The sequence below is a fragment of the Ochrobactrum sp. S1502_03 genome, assembly GCF_044435015.1.
GTDB lineage: Bacteria > Pseudomonadota > Alphaproteobacteria > Rhizobiales > Rhizobiaceae > Brucella > Brucella chromiisoli.
Genome location: NZ_JAYEXN010000036.1, coordinates 13,374 through 31,096, shown reverse-complemented (window position 1 = coordinate 31,096; position 17,723 = coordinate 13,374). Strand labels below are relative to the sequence as shown.

Sequence of the window (17,723 nt, the reverse complement as noted above, 5' to 3'; positions counted from 1 at the left end):
GGTCTGACGCAGCTCGCGATGGTCTGCTGAGGAGAGAAGGTTGCGGGGAAAGTAGTGGAGATTGTAGACCGGGTCGTGAATGGATGTGAAGCGTTGCACATGTCGCGCTGATTTAAAGCGCTTCATGACCCGCTCTCGTCGTCGGATTGGCTGGTGCGAATTCTCAGCGCGGTTGTTCAAGCCTTTGTGCTGACGATGCTCGCAAACGCTCATCCCCAGTTCTCGTTTGGCAGCACCATAAGATCTCAGCTTATCGCTGACCATGACACGGGCTGAACAGCCCTGGCCGCGTAGAAGTTTACGCATGAAACGCTTGGCAGCCTTGGTGTTAGGGCGCTTCTGAACAGGAACATCGAGTACAAAGCCATCCTGATCAACGGCGCGCCACAGAAAATGCTTCTCACTCTTGATCGTGATGACCATTTCATCAAGGTGCCATTTATCACCAAGACGTGGGGTGCGGCGACGGATCGTATTGGCATATTCACGTCCAAACTTCTCCGCCCATTCATGCACCGTCTTGTGGGTGACGATGATCCCACGGTAAGCCAGCATATCTTCGACCATGCGAAAGCTAAGAGGAAAGCGATAATACAGCCATACCGCCTCCGCGATAATCTCAGTAGGGAAACGATGGCGGTGATAAAGTGAGGAACGAGATTCGATCATGGCCTATTTTCGCAGCTTATGCTTGCGCCAGAGTTAAGGTAACTGTGCCTCAAATATCCCTTCGAAAACTTAGTCGTCAGCTTCGCTGAGAATGCTAGATCTGCGACTACAGGTAAAACTACACAGAATCTTTGGTGTTGTTTGTTAAATAATGATTTCAGATATATTGTAGAAACGTTTACAATTAAATTTTATTTGCAGATCTTAATTGGGATTATAGGATTTATGGAATTGTTTAATAAAAAAAATTTTAATATACGATGAATAATAAGAATATAAATTCTGACAATTAACGTACTTAAGTCCGCTGATAACAATAGCTGCCAAAGGCTTATAGCTTTTGGATGGAGAAAAACCGCTGACTCCATGACAGTTGGCGGCTTTTCATTTCGAGAACCCAAAGTGGCTTTTAAAGTCGATTATTTGTAAGCGGAAACTACGATTTCAATCAACGTATCGCCACCCAGATCGGCAACGCCAACGGTTGCACGGGTTGGCAGCAGCGAAGGATCAATCCATTCCTTCCAGACCTTATCCATTTCAGGCTTCTTATTGAGGTCTGTTACGAAGATGGTGGCTGCCAGAAGCTTGGTCTTATCCGTGCCTGCCTGTGCCAGATAGCTGTCGAGCTTGGCGAGGATTTCGCGGGTCTGACCAGCCATATCCAGGCTTTCGTCATCACAGGTGGTTCCACCGACATAGACAATGCCGTTGTGTTCGACGACGCGATGCATGATCGGCGTCTGAATGAAACGCTCAGCCATAGTTTAATCCTTTCAGATGGTTTGAGAATTTCCCGTCTGCTCGCCGGTAACGGCGAAGACAGCATCGGGAGTTTGGGGTAGTGCTGCGATTTCGCCGAGCGGCACCGGTTTCACCGGCGCGCGTAGACGATAAAAACCGACTGTTTGAGGCGCACGTTTTTGCACCTCGGCCAGAATTTCCGTGACGGTGGAACTGCACATGCGGCCCTGACAGGGGCCCATGCCGCAGCGAAACATGGTTTTCAGCTGGTTAGGGCCGGCGATATTGCAGGCTGCCGCGTCGCGGATAGCGCCTGCGGTCACTTCTTCGCAACGGCAGACAATCGTTTCCCGATCCGTTGGTGCGCGAAATGCCTGTGCAGGCAGATAAAGCGCGTCGATAAAGGATCGCCCGCGCTCGAAGCGTCGCGCCTGCGCCTGCAGCTTTACGATTTTTGACGCCAACGACGTTGCCAGTGCCGGAAAGATATCCTGACAGGCCGCGAGCGCAGCGATACGCCCGCTCTGCTCGGCGACCAATGCACCACCAATGCCGCTGCCGTCACCAGCAATGTAGATGGTCGGCATGGACGAACGCCCGTTGCCGTCGAGTTGCGGTTGAAAACATTTCTGACCGTCGTTCCAAACCAGAGCGCAGCCGGATGCATTGGCGAGATTGTTGTTGGGGATCACACCCTGATGCAGGAAGACGCTATCGACAGCAAGCCTGTGAGTCTTGCCTTTGGCCGAAAAGCAGATCGCTTCTGCTTCGTTTTTTCCTTCAATGGCGATGTCTGTCACACCGGAATAGACCGGCACCGACTTACGCACCTTCAAAAGCAGGGAGAGCCCCTTAAAAGCATATGGCGAGAAAAGGAATGAAGGCAGGTTCGGTGCAGCTTTCACGTAATTTGCGCCGGGCGTCGTATCGAGCAATGCTGCAACCTTGCCACCAGCCTGCAACAGTTGTGCGGCGAACATGTAGAGCAGCGGGCCTGTTCCCGCCAGAACCACACGTCCGTTGGGCAGGAGGCCGGAAGCCTTCAACGCAATCTGTGCTGCGCCGACGGTCATAATACCCGGCAATGTCCAGCCCCTGACAGGCATCGGACGCTCCATGGCGCCGGTCGCGAAGATCACGCGGCGCGCTGAAACAATCCCGCTCTTGCCGCTTACCGATACGCGCAGATCAACGCCGTTGTTGTCGCCATCATGTGGCTCCACACTCCAGACGAGGGCCTGCGGCACATAGCTGACACCGCTGGTGATGAATGCTCTCAGGACTTCTTTGCCCCGCCAGTAGTCGGTGCCGAGAAACGGCCTGCGGACAGTCGTATTGTGTTCAATGCCACGGTAAATCTGGCCGCCTGCGGCTGGGTTTTCGTCGAACAGAACCACGTTAGCGCCAGTGGCGCTTGCTTCTGCGGCTGCTGACATACCTGCAGGTCCTGCGCCGATAATGGCGAGGTCGTAAAACGCGTCGAGCGCATGAATATCGGAAATTCTCTTGAGCATTGTCGTCATGGTTGCATCCGACGCGCGCCGGTCTGGGAAGAAATGACCATTCCATTGGCCACAGGCGTCATGCAAGCCTGGCGGTTCTGAACACCATCAATGGTGACCAGACATTCAAAACAGATGCCCATCAGGCAATAGGGGGCTCGCGGCTGATCACCGACAACGCTGTTTCTAAGCCGGTTGATACCCTCTCCAAGCAGCGCTGCGGCGACAGTTACATTGGCAGGTACCGTCAAGGTGCGCGCATCGAATGTGATCGTCACGGTTTCCTCTGGTGTCTCAGTTTTAAGGAACATTTTAGGAGACATGGAACCTCCGGCCGGGGAATGCGTCACCAGCAAGTTGTTTGGCATCGGCTGCTATTTCCTGCGCCACGATCAAGGCGTGGTTGGCTGCAAGCGTGACGCCGGAATGGCACATGACGGCGTAAGCCCCCGGGTGACTTTCGGATTGTTCGTAAATCGGCAGGCCGTCCGGTGTCTTGACCCGAAATCCGGCCCAACTGCGAATGACATTGACATCGGCCAGATGCGGGAATGTCCGCACTGCCCTGTTGGCCAGAACCGCGCTGATATCCTGATTGGTGGCGATACGGTCCGTGTGGGTTTCCTGACTATCGCCGATCATCACGCCTCCTTCATCCGCTTGCCGCAGCGTGGCCGCTGTATAGGGGAAGAAGGGCGCACATTTCTCCGTTACAAGAATTTGGCCTTTGCTGCGCACGACCGGCGCTTCAAGACCGATACTCCTGGCAAGCTCTGTATTGCCGTTGCCCGCAGCCAGAATGACGCGTTCGGCAAAGACCTCACCCCATGCACCGCTTAACAGAAAACCGCCGTTTTGCGGGGTGATGGACGAGACTTCACAATGCGGTTCATAGGAAGCGCCGAGTTTGATCATGCCCGTATGCAAAGCGCGAAACAGGCGCAACGAATTTACATCGCCGTCCATCGGCGAATAGATCGAGCCGATCACATCCCGCCCGATGGAGGGCACCATTCTGGCCGTTTCCTGATGGTCGAGCACGACATGTTCCGAAGAGTCATTGCTAAGTTCCCGCGCCACTGTCGCGACATCTTCCGCAAACATTGCAAGCTCACGCTCGTCGAGGCAAAAGGTGAAAGCGCCGGTCTGTTTGAGCGCTACATCAAGTCCGGTGACATCTCGCAACTCCTCTGCAAATGTAGGCCACAGGCGCGCAGATTGCATGGTCCAACGGGCATAGTGTGGTGCGCCTACGCCTTTGCCCTGTACCCAGATGAGTGCGAAATTGGCACGGGATGCGCGCAGGGACAGGTCTTCTCCATCAAGAAGCATTGGACGCAGACCGGATCGGGAGAGACCCCAGGCGATGGCAGAGCCAACCAGTCCCGCTCCAATAATAACTATGTTCTGATCCGGCAATCTGCGCATTCGTAAATTCAATCTGTTGTCACAGTGTCGTCAGGGGGGACCTGACGGCGGTCAGGCCCGATTGCATCGGCTCAGCTTTGTGGGCTGACGTCCACTTTGAACCACTTCTCGGAAAGCTTTTTCACCGTGCCGTCGGCAATCGCTGCCTGAATGGCTGTATCGAAGCGACCCTTCAGGGCGGTATCTTCCTTGCGTAGACCGACGCCGATCATGCCGAAGACCTTACCGGAAAACAGCGGCCCGGCCAGCTTCGCGCCCTTCATGTCGTCCTTTTCGAGAGCTGCAGCAAGAACCGTGGCATTGGCGATAACCGCATCCACACGACCGCTGGTCAGGTCGAAATTGTGTTCCTCGGCGGTTTTATACTCGCGCACGTCCGCACCATCCTTGAAATACTGTTCCATGAAGGCGGAAGCGGTTGTGGAACCCTGAACGCCGACAGTCTTGCCGTTGATTTTTTTGACAATTTCTTCGAGCACCGGCTTGGCCGCATCGGAATCGACATTCAGCGGCTTGCCGCCTTCCGGCAGATTGGCAAGGTCGCTGTCATCCATGACTGCAAAGGAATTGATGGCTGCCGCATAAGGCGACGAAAACGCGATCACCTCCTCACGCTTCGGCGTGATGCTCATGCCCGCCATGATGGCGTCGTACTTGCCGGCGGTCAGCGAGGGAATGATGCCGTCCCAGTTCTGTGCGGTGATTTCGCATTTCGCTTTCAGGCGCTCGCAAAGGTCTTTGGCGAGATCGATCTCGAAGCCTTCCAGCACACCGTTCGGGCCGGAAAAATTCCACGGCGCATAAGCACCTTCGGTAGCGATGCGCACGACATCTTCGGCATGCGCGGTCGGGGCAACGGCGAGAACGCCGAGGACAGAAAGGACGATTTTCAGTTTCATATGTTCACCTCTGTTAGAAAGCCGATTGATCGGTTCATGCGTTTTGTTTGGAAATGAATTGCCGGAACCGCTCGCTTTTGGGGTTGCCAAAAACCTCGTCGGGCGTGCCTTCTTCTTCAATCACGCCCTGACGCAGAAACACGACACGGCTGGAAACATCGCGGGCGAAGCCCATCTCGTGGGTCACGACCAGCATGGTGCGCCCCTCTGCCGCCAGATCGCGCATGACCTTCAGCACCTCGGCCACCAGCTCGGGATCGAGCGCGGAGGTTGGTTCATCGAACAGCATGATCTTCGGACGCATCGCTAACGCGCGGGCAATTGCGGCGCGTTGCTGCTGGCCGCCGGAAAGATGCGCGGGATAGAAATTGCGCTTATCGGCTATGCCGACCCGCTCCAGCAGTGCTTCGGCTTCGGTAATGCACTCCGACCGGTTTCGCTTCTGCACATACACAGGCGCCTCGATCAGATTTTCAAGGATGGTCAGGTGCGACCACAGATTAAACGACTGGAACACCATGGTCGCCTGACCGCGCAGCCGCTGAACCTGTTGTGCATCAGCAGGACGAGGCGCACGTCCCAGCTGTTGGTCGAGCTTATACGCCTCTCCATGAATAGCCACGCTGCCCGCATCCGGCACTTCCAGCATATTGATGCAGCGCAGCAGTGTGGATTTTCCGGAACCGGATGCTCCCAGAATGGAAATGACTTCACCCTGATGTGCCTGCAAGGAAACTGAATGCAGAACCTTGTGTGCACCATAGCATTTTTCGAGGTTTTTGATCTCGACCGCAGGTGTCTCGAAACGTAGCATTATGAGTTTCCTCCGGCGGCATGCACGGTTACAGGCTGACGCTGGGCCGTCGACAGGCGGTATTCCAGCAGTTTGAAGATTCTGGTGACCACGAAATTCAAGAGGAGATAGATCGCGCCTGCGCAGATGAAGACTTCGACCGGCCGATAGGTGGCAGAAATCAGCTTGGCTGCCAGCCCTGTCACTTCCATCATTGTGATGGTTGATGCCAGCGCCGTGGACTTCACCATCAAGATAACTTCATTCGAATAGGCGGGTAGCATCTGCCGCAGAGCCTGCGGTGCAAGAATGCGACGGATGAGTGTGAAGCTGCTCATGCCATAAGCGCGCGCCGCTTCGATCTGCCCTGTCGCGACCGACAGAACGCCACCACGGATGATTTCGGCGCTGTAGGCGGCTGTATTGAGCGCCAGCGCTAGCACCGCGCACCAATAGGGTTCGCGTAGAAACGGCCAGAGAAAGCTCCTGCGCAATTCGGGAAACTGGCTGAGACCGTAATAGATGATGTAGAGCTGGACCAACAGTGGCGTGCCACGCAGTACGAAGATATAACCGCGCGCAATAAGGTCCAGGATCAGATTGCCCGACAGGCGCATCGTAGCCAGCAGGGTGGCCAGCACGGCACCGCTGACAACGGAAAACGCCATGAGTTGCAGCGTCAGCGGGATACCGCGACAGAGCTGGACGAAACTGTCGAACATGAATGGCAGGTCGAGAAAGCTCATACCGCCCTCCGGATGCCGCGCATCGCACGTTTTTCGGCGTTCCTGAACAGCAAGCCCGATGCGAAGGTGATCACGAGATAAAGCAGCCCGGCAGTCAGGAAGAAGGTAAATGGCTTGCGGGTTGATCCAGCGCCGATTTGCGCCTGACGCATCAGTTCAACCAGTCCGACCACCGAGATCAGTGCGGATTCCTTCAGGACAAGCTGCCAAACATTACCGATGCCCGGAATGGCGAAGCGCGCCGCCTGCGGCACCATGATGCGGCGAAACAGCAGACGCGGCGGCATGCCATAGGCTTTGGCAGCTTCGATTTCGCCTTTAGGGAGTGCAAGCACTGCGCCGCGATACACTTCGGCCTGATAAGCGCCGGATACTACGCCGATGGCCAGTGCGCCGGTGACGAAAACGGGTGCACTTACGAAACCTTGTCCGCCAAAGAATGTACCAAGCTGGCTTAACAAAGCGCTGCTGCCAAAATAGAACAGGTAAATAATCAGTAGGTCCGGTATCCCGCGGAGCACGGTCGAATACCCATCAGCCGCTATCCTGAGAATACGCTGAGATGAAAAAGACGCAGCGGCGGCAATCATACCAAACACTGTGCCGGCGGCGAAGCCGCAGAATGCTACCGCGAGCGTCATGCCAGCGGCGCGGAGCATGTCGTGCCCCCAGCCATCCTGAGAAAAGCCCATTATTTCCAGATAGGCGCTAACCGCACTCAATTGCATTGTTCCCATTTTTATGTCCGCTGCTCTCATCGCGACGGTACGATTATGGGAAAGGTTTGACAGTGCGCCTCAATACAGTCAAATTCAAAATTAAGCCTAGAGCATAACCCAATATTATGGTGAAACATGAACCTGCGTCAGGTCGAAGCGTTCCGAACCGTCATGCTGACAGGAAAAATGACGGCTGCAGCGGAACTGATGTCGATCACGCAGCCCGCCGTGAGCCGCCTGATCCGCGACTTTGAGATCGATACCAAACTCACGCTCTTTAACCGTCGCGGAAACCAGCTGATCCCCACGCAGGCAGCCATGACGCTGTTGCAGGAAGTAGAGCGGGCCTATGTCGGGCTCAATCGGATCAGGAGTTTCGCCGACGAAATTAGTCGTCAGAACGCAGGCATGTTGCGTATCGCGGCCATGCCTGCACTCGCAAATGGGATCATGCCGCGCTTCCTTGCGCGCTTTCTCAAACCCCGTCCCAATATTCATGCTTCCCTAAACGGCATTTCCTCCGCGTTGGTTGTGGAGTCGGTTGCGTCAGGGCAGGCCGATATCGGCTTTGCAGACGGCCCGCTGGACAGGCCCGGGTTCGATATCGAAACGCGTGTTATACCGGCAGTGGTTGCGGTCCCGGAAGGACACCGACTGGTAGACTATAGGGAGGTTTCTCCTGAGGATCTCGCCAATGAACGGATGATCACACTTGAACCGGGATCGCTTTTTGCTATGCGCGTTGAAGTTGCGCTGGCGCGCATCCCACGATCGGCCACCATTGAAACCCGCCTGTCACACACGGCGCTAACACTGGTTGCCGAAGGCGCCGGTATAACAATCATTGACCCGTCCTCTGCAACCGATTTTCGCGGGCGCGGTGTGGTGACACGGCCATTTAACAGCTTTGTTGATGCAGGGTTTCTTATCATTCGTCGGAGCAACCGCCCTGACAACAGCCTGGCTCAACGGTTTATCCACGAGTTCTGGGCCTATCATGAAACGCTGCTTGCGCAGCCATGAAGATAGGGGGCTTTGGGGGGCTCAATCCTGGTAGATGCGCTCCTCAAGGGGCGTTGATGCAATGATAGATTTCAGTCCGGCCAGCATGGCCTTTTCCGCCTTGTTGAGGTTGGCTTCAGGATTGTGGATCAGGAAAACATCGATGGCAGGAGGGTTGTCGTAAGGCGGCAGACGCCAGAGAAGGCCGTCATCGATCTCGCGTCGCGCGACATGCAATGGAAGTGGACCGATGCCAAGCCCGGTGATGATCATCCTGCGCACTTCTTCGAGGCTCGACGAGGTGCCGACCACATCCGGTGAAAGTCGCGCCTCACGGCGGCAGATCGCAGCAATGCTGTCTTCCCGGCGCAGACCTTCCAAAACAATACGGATTTTATTCTCGGCTGAATAATGTTTACGCGTGGCACGACGGATATCTTTGATCGTCTTTTCCGCAAAAGACGTTTGGGGAACCGGTTTCTGTCTCATCTTTGCGTCCTTTGATAAAGCTATGATGAGCCGAAAATCCTCTCTTCTTAATTAAACCAGTTTTGTCTCAAAGGCGCTGATGTCAGACACCCACACACGCTGTCGCTACTCAGTTCCGCACGCCGAAAGAAGTGCAAAGTGAACTCATCTCCACAGGGTTCGATCCGGGTTCTGCGGATGGTGTTTGGGGGCGCAAATCAATCTTGGCGCTGAAGAAGTATCAGCGCGAGAATGGGCTCGAAGAAAAGGGTACGATTGACAAAGCAACGCTGGAAAAACTCTTTCCGATTGTTAACCCAGGTTCAGTCGTTTCACAAAATTCCAGCGCTTCGGCTATCTTACCTCAAACAGACGATAGAAATTCCGCAGGGCCCGAAGCCGGTGTTGGCACGACTGACGGAAATGCGGATTCCTCAAGCTTTAAGGTTCTGTTATTTGGTGCTTTCTTAATCGTCATCATGTTCTGGAGACGTGGCAAAAGAAAGAGGTCACGTAGAGGTGAGGATTATCCGCTCGCCGCGAAAGTTGAACCAACTCTAAACATAAATAAGGTTCGATCACAACCTGAAGTTCCCAGAGTTGACGTCCAAGCCAAGTCTCCTACCCGGAAAAGATAGATCTTTTAAGATTGAGATAGAGCGTGGGGCTTCATGGTCTCATTAAGTGGCTTGAAACGGAAACTGAATTTCACAATCGGTAGGCTTAAGCTAAAGCTTCCTCTGGAGCGATTCTGCGTCAGGATGGTACTTGAACCAAGAATCTTGACTGGCTATCAAAATTGTCTGCTCGCTCATGGTGGATGGCCGGTGATACGTTTGAATGCGCGGCTGTAAGCAGCTTGAGAGGTATAACCAAGCTTATACGACATATCCTCGAACGCCATACTCTACCGGGTCAAACATGTGCCGGCAGTATAATGCAGCGGCGGAAGACCGATGATAGATCACAAACGCCCGGCAATAGCAGATCGGGAAATGTTGCACTCTGCCGAAAGTTCTTCTTTCGACCAATGATTGCGATGGTTTCGTCGCGTTGTAAAAGTAGCGCGCGCCAGTTGGGTCAGAAGTGGCACCCGCATCAGAAGACCGAAAAGCAACCTTTCATGATCACCCTAAACTCAAAGCAACTGCCGCGGAAATCCTGAGAGGTGCTGCGTGACAGCATCCATGATTAGAACGATAGATCGCTGGGACCCCACGGGCTGTTGAAGGGTAAGCTAAACCTCATCCGATGGCGCTTCCGGCTGCTTGCGATCAAAAGAGATTTGCGTGAACAGCGTTCGTCTATCCCCCACCCGGGGGATGCCGCAAGGTTTTTCTTCAGCGATAAAAACGCACGAGACTGGAAACCAACCACGCAGTTCACACAAGGTAATATCATGAAGAAAGCGACGTTAGGAGTTGCAGTACTGTTGTCCCTGGGAACAGCGGCAATGGCTGAGATCGTTAAATACGATACGGCTTGGGGAGAAAATTGCAATAGCTCGAAAAGTTTCGCCGTGAAGCTGAAAAACATTGGTCACGAGCCAAAGGATTTCAGGGTTTGCCTCGAAAAGGCTCATGGCGGCTGGGGCTGCTTCACAAATCTAAACACCGCGCCTGGCGAAATATACCCAAATGGTTGGGGCTTCATGGTGTGTGACGGAACCGGTCGTTACAAATGGTGGGAACGTAAGACCGGAACCCACAGACCGTTTGGAAATCCATAAGTATCACAATAAACCACCAAGTGAACCCAAACGGGAGGAGCGGTCATGCGAAACCATTCTTCTCGATATTGACTGAAACGAGACAGACATCATGGCGACAAGAATCATAGCGAGCGCTTCACTAAGATCCTTAATGCTTACGATGAACGCTGCGGGTAGATTGACGTCACGCGCGATGCGTCGCCCGATCTTGAACGCTGTTGTCGGCGCTCTCCTGGTCGTTCTTCCTGTGGGACACAGCCTTGCATCCGTTCTCCCTACGGAGGGCTGGACTTTTTTTGACAAGACATCCAATCAGCAGATGCCAGGCGCTCGCTATCGGTCGAGTGATCTGTTTGGGTCCCTGACATTCGACACGAAATCCAGACAATGGCGGCTTCTACTTGTTTCCGGCTATGATCTGCCATTGCCTGGCGGCATAACGCTTCGCGCTGTCTACGACGAGGATAAGACTCGCAACAGACCGCATCGCATTGAGACCCTTGATGTGGAACCGCAGCCGTTTGGCAGTCTGCCCCCAGAGATCGAGAATGTCATGCCGTCCACGGCAAGTGCACGGATTATACAGCTCACTTTGCCTCGTACTTTCATCATCCATCTTCAGGGAGCCGACCGCGTCATTGTCGATGCAGGCTCATTCCAGCACACGATGATCATGAAAGGCTCTGCAAAGGCGATTGCGCAAATATATGTGGCGCTCGGTGAAGGCGGCGGCGGCGATCGGAGCACAATCACCGACATCGTCAACAAAACCGCAGTCTCAGCTAAGCCAACAGATACGCCTTATGCTGTCCAGAGTGCAGTCCCTAAGAACGAGCCACCTAAAAAAAACTCTGCAACTGAAGATAAGCTGCTCAAGGTTCCGGTCTATAAATGTGGCGACCTTGAAGGCGATTCTGATCTCACCAATCATGGTGAATGCATCGAAAAATACATTTCCGAGCTCAAGAATATAGAGGGTACGAAAGCTTTCGATCTCAGGAAACGCATGCTGGCTAGCCAAATGGGCTATGACATGTACCAATATATCAAACAGCGATACCCAGTGAGCCCCTGGTTCAATGTTTGCGTCGATTATGGGCTGACGCTTAAACAAGAACGAGCATGTCTGAATGCAGAGCGAGAAAAATATCGCGACAATATCAATCATCGCTTCGACGAAGCTTATTCGATCATGCCTCAAATCTTCTTGGGGCGTGAGCTAGAGGAAGCCGTGAACAAGTCTTACGACAATACGATGGAGACTTACGATAAATTCAAGCTCCAAATCGACAAACGGCTGAGCAAAAATTTTGAAGAAATGAGGATCGTAGGGGAGTGGTAGCAATGCGGCGGCTGTTCATCTCCACGACCGTATTTATTGCAATGGTTTTGACTGGCTGCGACGTGATCGGTCGGACATTGAACGGGGCACTTGTGCAGGCCAGCACTAATATCGCTGAGACAAATAATGATATCCATGTTCGTTATGGTTCATGTCCACTCGGCTACATCATGACGTCAAGAGGCTGTGAGGTGCCACGACTGCGATACAACAGCAGTGGCCGCGCATTCACATCTGACCGTTCAGGACGTTGGCATCGAAATCCGGCTTACGACTGATGGACAAAAACCGTTTAACCCGAGCGTTTCGTCCACAGGGACACGAGCCTTCATATCGACGGGGTTTTACCTGCACCAAGACGCACGAGATCCATCTGGCTGGAAGCCCCGGTCTTGCTGAAAATCGATTTGAGCTGGGATCGTACAGTTTCCCTCGTAACGTTGGACTGACCGGCAATGTCAGACAGGCTCAGCCCATTCACAACGCCAACAAAGACCCTCGTTTCCGCCGGGGACAGTCGGTAACTGGCAGCGATCTGCGTAAGTCCGGAAACACGACCAACCGCCGATCCTTCGCCCATCAACACCGCCACCATCGGGCCTGCAAAGAATTCTACTGCAGGACTGCCGCCAATTCTGATGAGCCGAACACCCGAACCAGGTTCGTTAAAAACTTTCGTTTCGCGGATGCCCTGCTGGCGAACCAGCAAAGAGCGCAAGGCCGATTGAATATCCGGGTTGACGAACCTAATGCGCCCCAGTGGATCAAGCCCAGCTACTTTGCCGGAGGAGAGCGCCAGTTCGGCGACAGCGGAGGCCTTGATCACATTGAGGTCTTCGTTGATCAACATGAAAGCCAGTCCGCTCGCCATGTCGATCCCCTTGCCGAAATCTATTGCAGCCCTATGGAACTCGCCAGAACGGTAATAGCGAAACACCCGCTGCAAATGTGGGGCAATCCGGGTCAGCATGTTGGCACGGTCGAGATTGCGATCAATATCCGTGTCATCTGTCAGCGTACTCAACAGAAAATAGCAGTTCTGGTCCTTGTAAAGGGTCAGACCTACTCCCGTTTCGAGTCCGTTCGGGCGAATATAGTCGCAGTAATATTCGCTGCGGTTAAACTCATCACGAGAGATGATCTCTTCGCCGATAATGCCTCTTCCAACAGGGGTAGCCGCGACACGTCTCATCCAGGGATTGAGGTTGCTGTAATGACCTTCGTAATCATTGAGGGCGCGCTCTCGGCCCTCCGTACCGGATACATATGCCACGGCTCCGGTATTGGCTCTGAAGTCATGAAAGAACAGGGTCGAAAGTGCGCCTGGCGTCACATTGTTCATTCTGTCCAAAAAACTCTGCCAATCCTGCTCCCCGAGCAACGCCGCATAGATCGCGGCGATCAGTTCATTGATCTGCTCTTCCGACTTCGACAGCATCCAATATCCCGCCTGCAATTCTGTCTCGTCCTGTCTCATGGAGATTCCGGCACTTCAACAGAACATATTCAACATGTTTATCCCAATCCCGGAACAGGTTGCAGGAAACTCCGCAGAGGTTCAAGCGATTTGTCCACCTCAGCACTACTGTTCTTCTCATCTTACAATTTGCATGGAAACGATTTTCTCTCACGGAGGGAAATTCCTTCGAAGTGAATTTCAAAAGAATGCTGCCGATATTCATCAGAGAGAGAAAATCCAGGGGGAATACGGGCATCACGGGCATTCGGATGACAACGAAACGTTCTGTATCCATATCTGAATTTCTTGCCAGGGAGCCATGATGTCACTTCGCTATCTTTTCTGCTTTATCTTCCTGCTATGCGGCGTGTCGCAGTCACCCGCGATAGAGCATCCCTCCTACTCCAGTCAGAATCCAATCGATCTTATGCAACGCAGTCTGAAAACACCCAGCGCGGCGGAGCGGGCCATCATTCGGAGTCATTTGGCTGACGCTCATTCCGAAACCGCAGAGGGACTGTTTTCTGCCGCGTGGATCGCGGGTGTAGACGGGCGAGCAGATGAGCAAATCCGGCTTTACGAAGCCGCCATTATAGCCGATCCTGAACTGACTGTTGCGTACATCAACCTCGCCGTCGCGCATGAGCGAGCCTCGCGACCGGAGGCGGCGCGTGATCTTTATGACCAAGCCCTAACCACGGCACCCTTTGATGTCGACCTTGTCCGCAATGGGTTCTTCCTGCGCAAAGAGAAGGTTGCAGACAAAAAAGCTGCGATGGACTTTCTCAATCGTTGGGAACAAGAGGTCGGCGAAGAAGAATACGCTTTCGATTTCGTACGAGGTCTCGACGCGGAGGCCGATGGACGATATGCAGAAGCGGAAAAGTCCTACCAGAATGCAATCAGCAAGGATGCACCCTTCGAGGTGTATGAGAAACTCGCCATCTTGCGGCGCGACAAACTCTCTGACGACACCATGCCGAAAGCCGAACGCTTGGCCTATGTATCCGAGCCCATGTCGCCCTTGATACACCCAGCTGGGGAAGCTTCGGCCTATTTCTTTGTAGGGCGAATGTTGCGTGACCAACTCGGCTCAAACCGCTATGCCGTGGACTATCTCAAGGCAGGCTTTGCCATCCATCCGACAGCGGAAGTTGCTGAGGAAATATTTCTGGCTATGACACTCTACGATTTTGATGGAGCACAGTCATTCCTGGAGGACGCGCGGAGTGTTCTGCCGGACAATTATTTCCTGAAAAACACTCTTGCGTGGCTGAACTATAACTTCCTGCCGCAGCCAGATAAAGCGGCGGCGCTCGCACTCGATGCGCTGGCGCTCGCCCCGCACGAAGAGGCCCGCCTATCTTCGATCATATCGTTTGGAACGGTTCATCAATCATACGGAAATTTTGATCACGCTTACGGGTTCTATCGAGAAAAATTGTCGCTTCCATGGTCGGTTGCACGGCGCCAACATCTGCTGAAGGCGACGACCGAAAACAGGATTGCCGCCCAGCAATTTGCTGATGCCAAAGTTTATCTCGATGAAATACAGTCTACAGGCAACGCTCCTTCGGAATGGCTTTCATGGAAATCGTCACTGATCGAAAATGCACTGGTTCTGCAAAAGAAACCGTATGAGCCTTTAATTCCAGATGCCCTCATTTCGGAATGGCAATTGGTATTTGGTCGCGACAAGCAAGTGAACGTTACATTCGCCTTTGATTCCGATGTCCTTTTGCCAGAAGCATCAATCGTTCTGGATAAGGTAGCCGAGGTATTGAAGTCGGTGCGAAGGGTAGACGCAGCACTGTCAATAGAAGGCCACACGGATGCCACCGGAAGCGTGGCAGTTAACGATGACCTGTCTCTCCGTCGCGCACGAGGGGTGCAACGTTACCTCATCGACAAACATAGTATTGAACCTTGGCGCGTGCAGGTCAATGGCTTTGGTATCCGTTTTCCAATCGCTTCCAACGAGAAACGCAAAAGCCGGAGTTCAAATAGGCGCGTGGAAATCCGGCCTCTGGCGACAGGTAGCGAACGCGCCTCCTCACTTCCTTCTGCGCTAAAAGGAAATGCTTTCGCGCCTGATGCTTATCGCGCTGTTTTTGGTCAGGAGCCACCCCAAACCTGGGATGTGCGAGCCGGCGTCAAACAGCACAACCTCTACCGCGGGCGGAACCACCGATTTTCACCTGATGGACACTACATAGCTACCATTTCCAGCTATCGCGAAGCGACTGGCCAGACAACAGAAGCCGCATACATTTACGATGCCGCGTCTGGATACGTCATCGCGCAAATTCATGAATCTCAGGAGATCATAGATCTGGTCTGGCGACCAGATGGAAACGCTGTCGCATTTTCTACAGCGGACGGCTTTCTCAAACTCTACGATATCAAATCGCGCAAGTTCGCGGCTGTGACGCGGATGGGTCCGGTTCGGATCGGGGGCCCTCTCGCATGGCTTCCTGACGGAAACGCGATCGCAAGCGGCCAGCACCAGATGCGTGAAATCGTTGTGCGGAATCCGCAAACGCTTGCCGAGCTTCGCCGTCTGGATGGGGTAAACTGGCCGCATACGATCGGCGCAAGCCGCGACAGCCGTTACATTCTAGTTTTCGACAATCGTCATCAGATGAGTGTGTGGAATACACGTGACTGGTCCGGGCCACGGAAAGCTCACTCTCCGATGATTCCCTTGCAACTCGAATTTCATCCGAACCGCCCCTATGTAGCGTTAAACGCCAAATTCGAAGCCAGTGCCACGTCACTTGCGGTGATGGATTTTGAGCGAATGAAGACCATCGCCACCTGGTCCGATAGAGGCACCTATTCCATCGAAATGTCCTCGACCGGCGAGACTTTACTGGCTGCGAAGGGGGAGCAGAGGCTTGTTTTCAATATTCCTTCCCTGCGCACCGTCCAGGAACTTCAAACACGAGAAAGCTCCCCCCAATGAAAAAGACGGAAAAGATATCGCAGACGTTGACCAGACGCACCGTCCTGTCTGCCGTTCCTGCGGCGGCAGCTACATCATTCTTTCCTGAGTTTGCCCTGGCCAGCTTCACATGCAGCGTCGAAGAGCAGAGCGGAAAGTGGCATGTACAAGTTATCCCGATGCGCAAACGTGGCGTTTCGAGTGAAGCAGAGACAGAAACCCTCGAAATTGTGTATACTTTTGACTATGGCAAGGTTTCGCGTTCCGACCGCATTGTGCACGAACCAGAGCTGGGATTTTCCATTGAACTCCACACTGTTGGAAGCAAAATAACAGGCGGAAAAATCGACGTTTCAGCTTTAGCCTACACCGACAGAGCGGTCGTTACCCTCCGATCCGGTAAACCCGATATCAATTACTGGGCGGGAAAGGATAAAGACAACGACGTTGTGAACACGCGGCTCAGCTATCGCAAAACAGACCGGATCTATTTTCAGATAACAGCAGCTAACGGACAATCAGTGCGCATGGAAGGATGGTTTTCTCCGGGAGCGCGGGGGCCGTACGCATACAGCAAAATAGATGCGCCCGTTTCCGAATTCTTTTTGGATGCCTCTTTCAATATAGACAATCATACCATCGGCAACCAGATTTCCTATTTTCTGCGAAAGCAGTCCCCGGTGATTATAGAAACTGGCGTGATACGCCAGAATGCCCTGAAGATCGCTTTCATGCGGGAAACTCTGGCGACTGAAGAATTCGAAAAAATCTACACCAAAGCACTGGCGGAACTGAATTCAAGTTTGGAGCGCGATGTGTCCTGCGGAACCTATGAACGAGAACCAGTCGATGAATTCGATCATTGCTTTCTAACAACGGCTTGTTGTGCAGTGCAAGGTCGTCCTGACGATTGCTTTGAATTGCAAACCTTGCGGGGGCTCCGCGATAAATGGCTTCGGCATCAGCCCTTTGGAGCGGCGGAAATCGCGTATTATTATCAGGTTGCTCCAAGTATCAGTCGTTCTTTGTTGGCGAGCAGTGATGGGCGGAAAAGGCTACGCCGCTTATATTGGAACATGATCATGCCCTGCGTTGCCCTAATCCGGATAGGCTGGCCTGGTATGGCGTATTGGTGGTACAAGCACATGATAGTGAAACTGGCTGCTCAGCACTAGTCTTGCCCTGCACAACAAACGCAATCTCGTTTCGGGGAATTTGGGGTGGGGTGGAAGTTTCGAGGGCCGGGACTGTGGGGCGGCCCTTGAACCGTCCTGATACCGCTCGACAGAGTTTGAAG

General features: G+C 53.4%; 16 protein-coding genes and 2 pseudogenes. 6 read left to right on the top strand and 12 right to left on the bottom strand.

Features of this window, described 5'->3' with window-relative positions; genetic code table 11:
* The 9 genes from VBH83_RS16565 to VBH83_RS16525 all read right to left on the bottom strand — a co-directional run.
* Nucleotides 1–669, bottom strand: a 669-nt coding sequence (locus VBH83_RS16565) for an IS6 family transposase (protein ID WP_396998701.1), incomplete at its 3' end; no start/stop codon positions are given.
* A gap of 419 nt (nt 670–1,088) precedes the next feature.
* Nucleotides 1,089–1,433, bottom strand: a complete 345-nt coding sequence (locus VBH83_RS16560; RefSeq protein ID WP_061345658.1) for a RidA family protein — start codon at nt 1,431–1,433, stop codon at nt 1,089–1,091.
* 12 nt (nt 1,434–1,445) lie between these two features.
* On the bottom strand, nt 1,446–2,936 hold the full coding sequence (locus tag VBH83_RS16555) for an NAD(P)/FAD-dependent oxidoreductase (RefSeq protein ID WP_396998698.1): 1,491 nt from the start codon (nt 2,934–2,936) through the stop codon (nt 1,446–1,448).
* Complete coding sequence (locus VBH83_RS16550) at nt 2,933–3,226, bottom strand: (2Fe-2S)-binding protein (RefSeq protein WP_111787866.1); 294 nt, start codon at nt 3,224–3,226, stop codon at nt 2,933–2,935. The genes VBH83_RS16555 and VBH83_RS16550 overlap by 4 nt, the downstream gene beginning before the upstream one ends.
* A 1-nt stretch (nt 3,227) precedes the next feature.
* Nucleotides 3,228–4,343, bottom strand: coding sequence for an NAD(P)/FAD-dependent oxidoreductase (locus VBH83_RS16545; RefSeq protein WP_396998696.1), 1,116 nt, complete (start codon nt 4,341–4,343; stop codon nt 3,228–3,230).
* Nucleotides 4,344–4,414: 71 nt separating this feature from the next.
* Nucleotides 4,415–5,242, bottom strand: coding sequence for a lysine/arginine/ornithine ABC transporter substrate-binding protein (locus tag VBH83_RS16540; RefSeq protein WP_396998694.1), 828 nt, complete (start codon nt 5,240–5,242; stop codon nt 4,415–4,417).
* Between the two features lie 34 nt (nt 5,243–5,276).
* Nucleotides 5,277–6,056 carry an ABC transporter ATP-binding protein gene (locus VBH83_RS16535; RefSeq protein ID WP_396998692.1) on the bottom strand — a complete coding sequence of 260 codons (780 nt, stop codon included), beginning with the start codon at nt 6,054–6,056 and terminating at the stop codon, nt 5,277–5,279.
* Nucleotides 6,056–6,781: an ABC transporter permease gene (locus tag VBH83_RS16530; protein WP_396998690.1), complete on the bottom strand. Its 726-nt coding sequence runs from the start codon at nt 6,779–6,781 to the stop codon at nt 6,056–6,058. The genes VBH83_RS16535 and VBH83_RS16530 overlap by 1 nt, the downstream gene beginning before the upstream one ends.
* Entirely contained in the window at nt 6,778–7,473 is a 696-nt protein-coding gene (locus VBH83_RS16525; RefSeq protein ID WP_064322622.1) for an ABC transporter permease, read from the bottom strand. Before VBH83_RS16525 ends, VBH83_RS16530 begins: the two co-directional genes overlap by 4 nt.
* 162 nt (nt 7,474–7,635) lie before the next feature.
* Here VBH83_RS16525 and VBH83_RS16520 point away from each other — a divergent pair, with 162 nt between their 5' ends.
* On the top strand, nt 7,636–8,523 hold the full coding sequence (locus tag VBH83_RS16520; protein ID WP_396998688.1) for a LysR substrate-binding domain-containing protein: 888 nt from the start codon (nt 7,636–7,638) through the stop codon (nt 8,521–8,523).
* A 21-nt stretch (nt 8,524–8,544) separates the two neighbouring features.
* Here the strand turns inward: VBH83_RS16520 and VBH83_RS16515 are convergent.
* Both VBH83_RS16515 and VBH83_RS16510 read right to left on the bottom strand, forming a co-directional pair.
* Nucleotides 8,545–8,850 (bottom strand): annotated as a pseudogene (locus tag VBH83_RS16515) (LysR substrate-binding domain-containing protein); the annotation flags it as partial.
* Nucleotides 8,829–8,991 (bottom strand): annotated as a pseudogene (locus VBH83_RS16510) (IS3 family transposase); the annotation flags it as partial. The pseudogenes VBH83_RS16510 and VBH83_RS16515, both read right to left, overlap by 22 nt.
* Nucleotides 8,992–9,122: 131 nt before the next feature.
* Between VBH83_RS16510 and VBH83_RS16505 the strand changes: the two are divergent.
* The 3 genes from VBH83_RS16505 (at nt 9,123) to VBH83_RS16495 (ending at nt 12,023) form a co-directional block, all read left to right on the top strand.
* On the top strand, nt 9,123–9,608 hold the full coding sequence (locus VBH83_RS16505) for a peptidoglycan-binding protein (RefSeq protein ID WP_396998686.1): 486 nt from the start codon (nt 9,123–9,125) through the stop codon (nt 9,606–9,608).
* Between the two features lie 587 nt (nt 9,609–10,195).
* Nucleotides 10,196–10,699 (top strand): hypothetical protein, encoded by a 504-nt coding sequence (locus VBH83_RS16500; protein ID WP_396998684.1) that lies wholly within the window; start codon nt 10,196–10,198, stop codon nt 10,697–10,699.
* A 91-nt stretch (nt 10,700–10,790) separates the two neighbouring features.
* The gene (locus tag VBH83_RS16495; RefSeq protein ID WP_396998683.1) at nt 10,791–12,023 is read left to right on the top strand and encodes a hypothetical protein; all 1,233 of its coding nucleotides are present in this window, start codon (nt 10,791–10,793) and stop codon (nt 12,021–12,023) included.
* Between the two features lie 328 nt (nt 12,024–12,351).
* Here VBH83_RS16495 and VBH83_RS16490 read toward each other — a convergent pair whose 3' ends face one another.
* Nucleotides 12,352–13,500, bottom strand: a complete 1,149-nt coding sequence (locus VBH83_RS16490; RefSeq protein WP_396998681.1) for a helix-turn-helix transcriptional regulator — start codon at nt 13,498–13,500, stop codon at nt 12,352–12,354.
* 301 nt (nt 13,501–13,801) lie between these two features.
* Between VBH83_RS16490 and VBH83_RS16485 the strand changes: the two genes are divergently transcribed.
* Together VBH83_RS16485 and VBH83_RS16480 are read left to right on the top strand one after the other, a co-directional pair.
* The gene (locus VBH83_RS16485; protein ID WP_094544309.1) at nt 13,802–16,447 is read left to right on the top strand and encodes an OmpA family protein; all 2,646 of its coding nucleotides are present in this window, start codon (nt 13,802–13,804) and stop codon (nt 16,445–16,447) included.
* Complete coding sequence (locus VBH83_RS16480; protein ID WP_094544310.1) at nt 16,444–17,601, top strand: CFI-box-CTERM domain-containing protein; 1,158 nt, start codon at nt 16,444–16,446, stop codon at nt 17,599–17,601. Before VBH83_RS16485 ends, VBH83_RS16480 begins: the two co-directional genes overlap by 4 nt.
* Nucleotides 17,602–17,723: the final 122 nt, after the last annotated feature.

Bases quoted from the DNA above. Each gene is read 5' to 3' on its own strand.
- VBH83_RS16560 (WP_061345658.1), bottom strand. From the start codon at position 1,433: ATGGCTGAGCGTTTCATTCAGACGCCGATCATGCATCGCGTCGTCGAA.
- VBH83_RS16555 (WP_396998698.1), bottom strand. From the start codon at position 2,936: ATGACGACAATGCTCAAGAGAATTTCCGATATTCATGCGCTCGACGCG.
- VBH83_RS16550 (WP_111787866.1), bottom strand. From the start codon at position 3,226: ATGTTCCTTAAAACTGAGACACCAGAGGAAACCGTGACGATCACATTC.
- VBH83_RS16545 (WP_396998696.1), bottom strand. From the start codon at position 4,343: ATGCGCAGATTGCCGGATCAGAACATAGTTATTATTGGAGCGGGACTG.
- VBH83_RS16540 (WP_396998694.1), bottom strand. From the start codon at position 5,242: ATGAAACTGAAAATCGTCCTTTCTGTCCTCGGCGTTCTCGCCGTTGCC.
- VBH83_RS16535 (WP_396998692.1), bottom strand. From the start codon at position 6,056: ATGCTACGTTTCGAGACACCTGCGGTCGAGATCAAAAACCTCGAAAAA.
- VBH83_RS16530 (WP_396998690.1), bottom strand. From the start codon at position 6,781: ATGAGCTTTCTCGACCTGCCATTCATGTTCGACAGTTTCGTCCAGCTC.
- VBH83_RS16525 (WP_064322622.1), bottom strand. From the start codon at position 7,473: ATGGGCTTTTCTCAGGATGGCTGGGGGCACGACATGCTCCGCGCCGCT.
- VBH83_RS16520 (WP_396998688.1), top strand. From the start codon at position 7,636: ATGAACCTGCGTCAGGTCGAAGCGTTCCGAACCGTCATGCTGACAGGA.
- VBH83_RS16495 (WP_396998683.1), top strand. From the start codon at position 10,791: ATGGCGACAAGAATCATAGCGAGCGCTTCACTAAGATCCTTAATGCTT.
- VBH83_RS16490 (WP_396998681.1), bottom strand. From the start codon at position 13,500: ATGAGACAGGACGAGACAGAATTGCAGGCGGGATATTGGATGCTGTCG.
- VBH83_RS16485 (WP_094544309.1), top strand. From the start codon at position 13,802: ATGATGTCACTTCGCTATCTTTTCTGCTTTATCTTCCTGCTATGCGGC.
- VBH83_RS16480 (WP_094544310.1), top strand. From the start codon at position 16,444: ATGAAAAAGACGGAAAAGATATCGCAGACGTTGACCAGACGCACCGTC.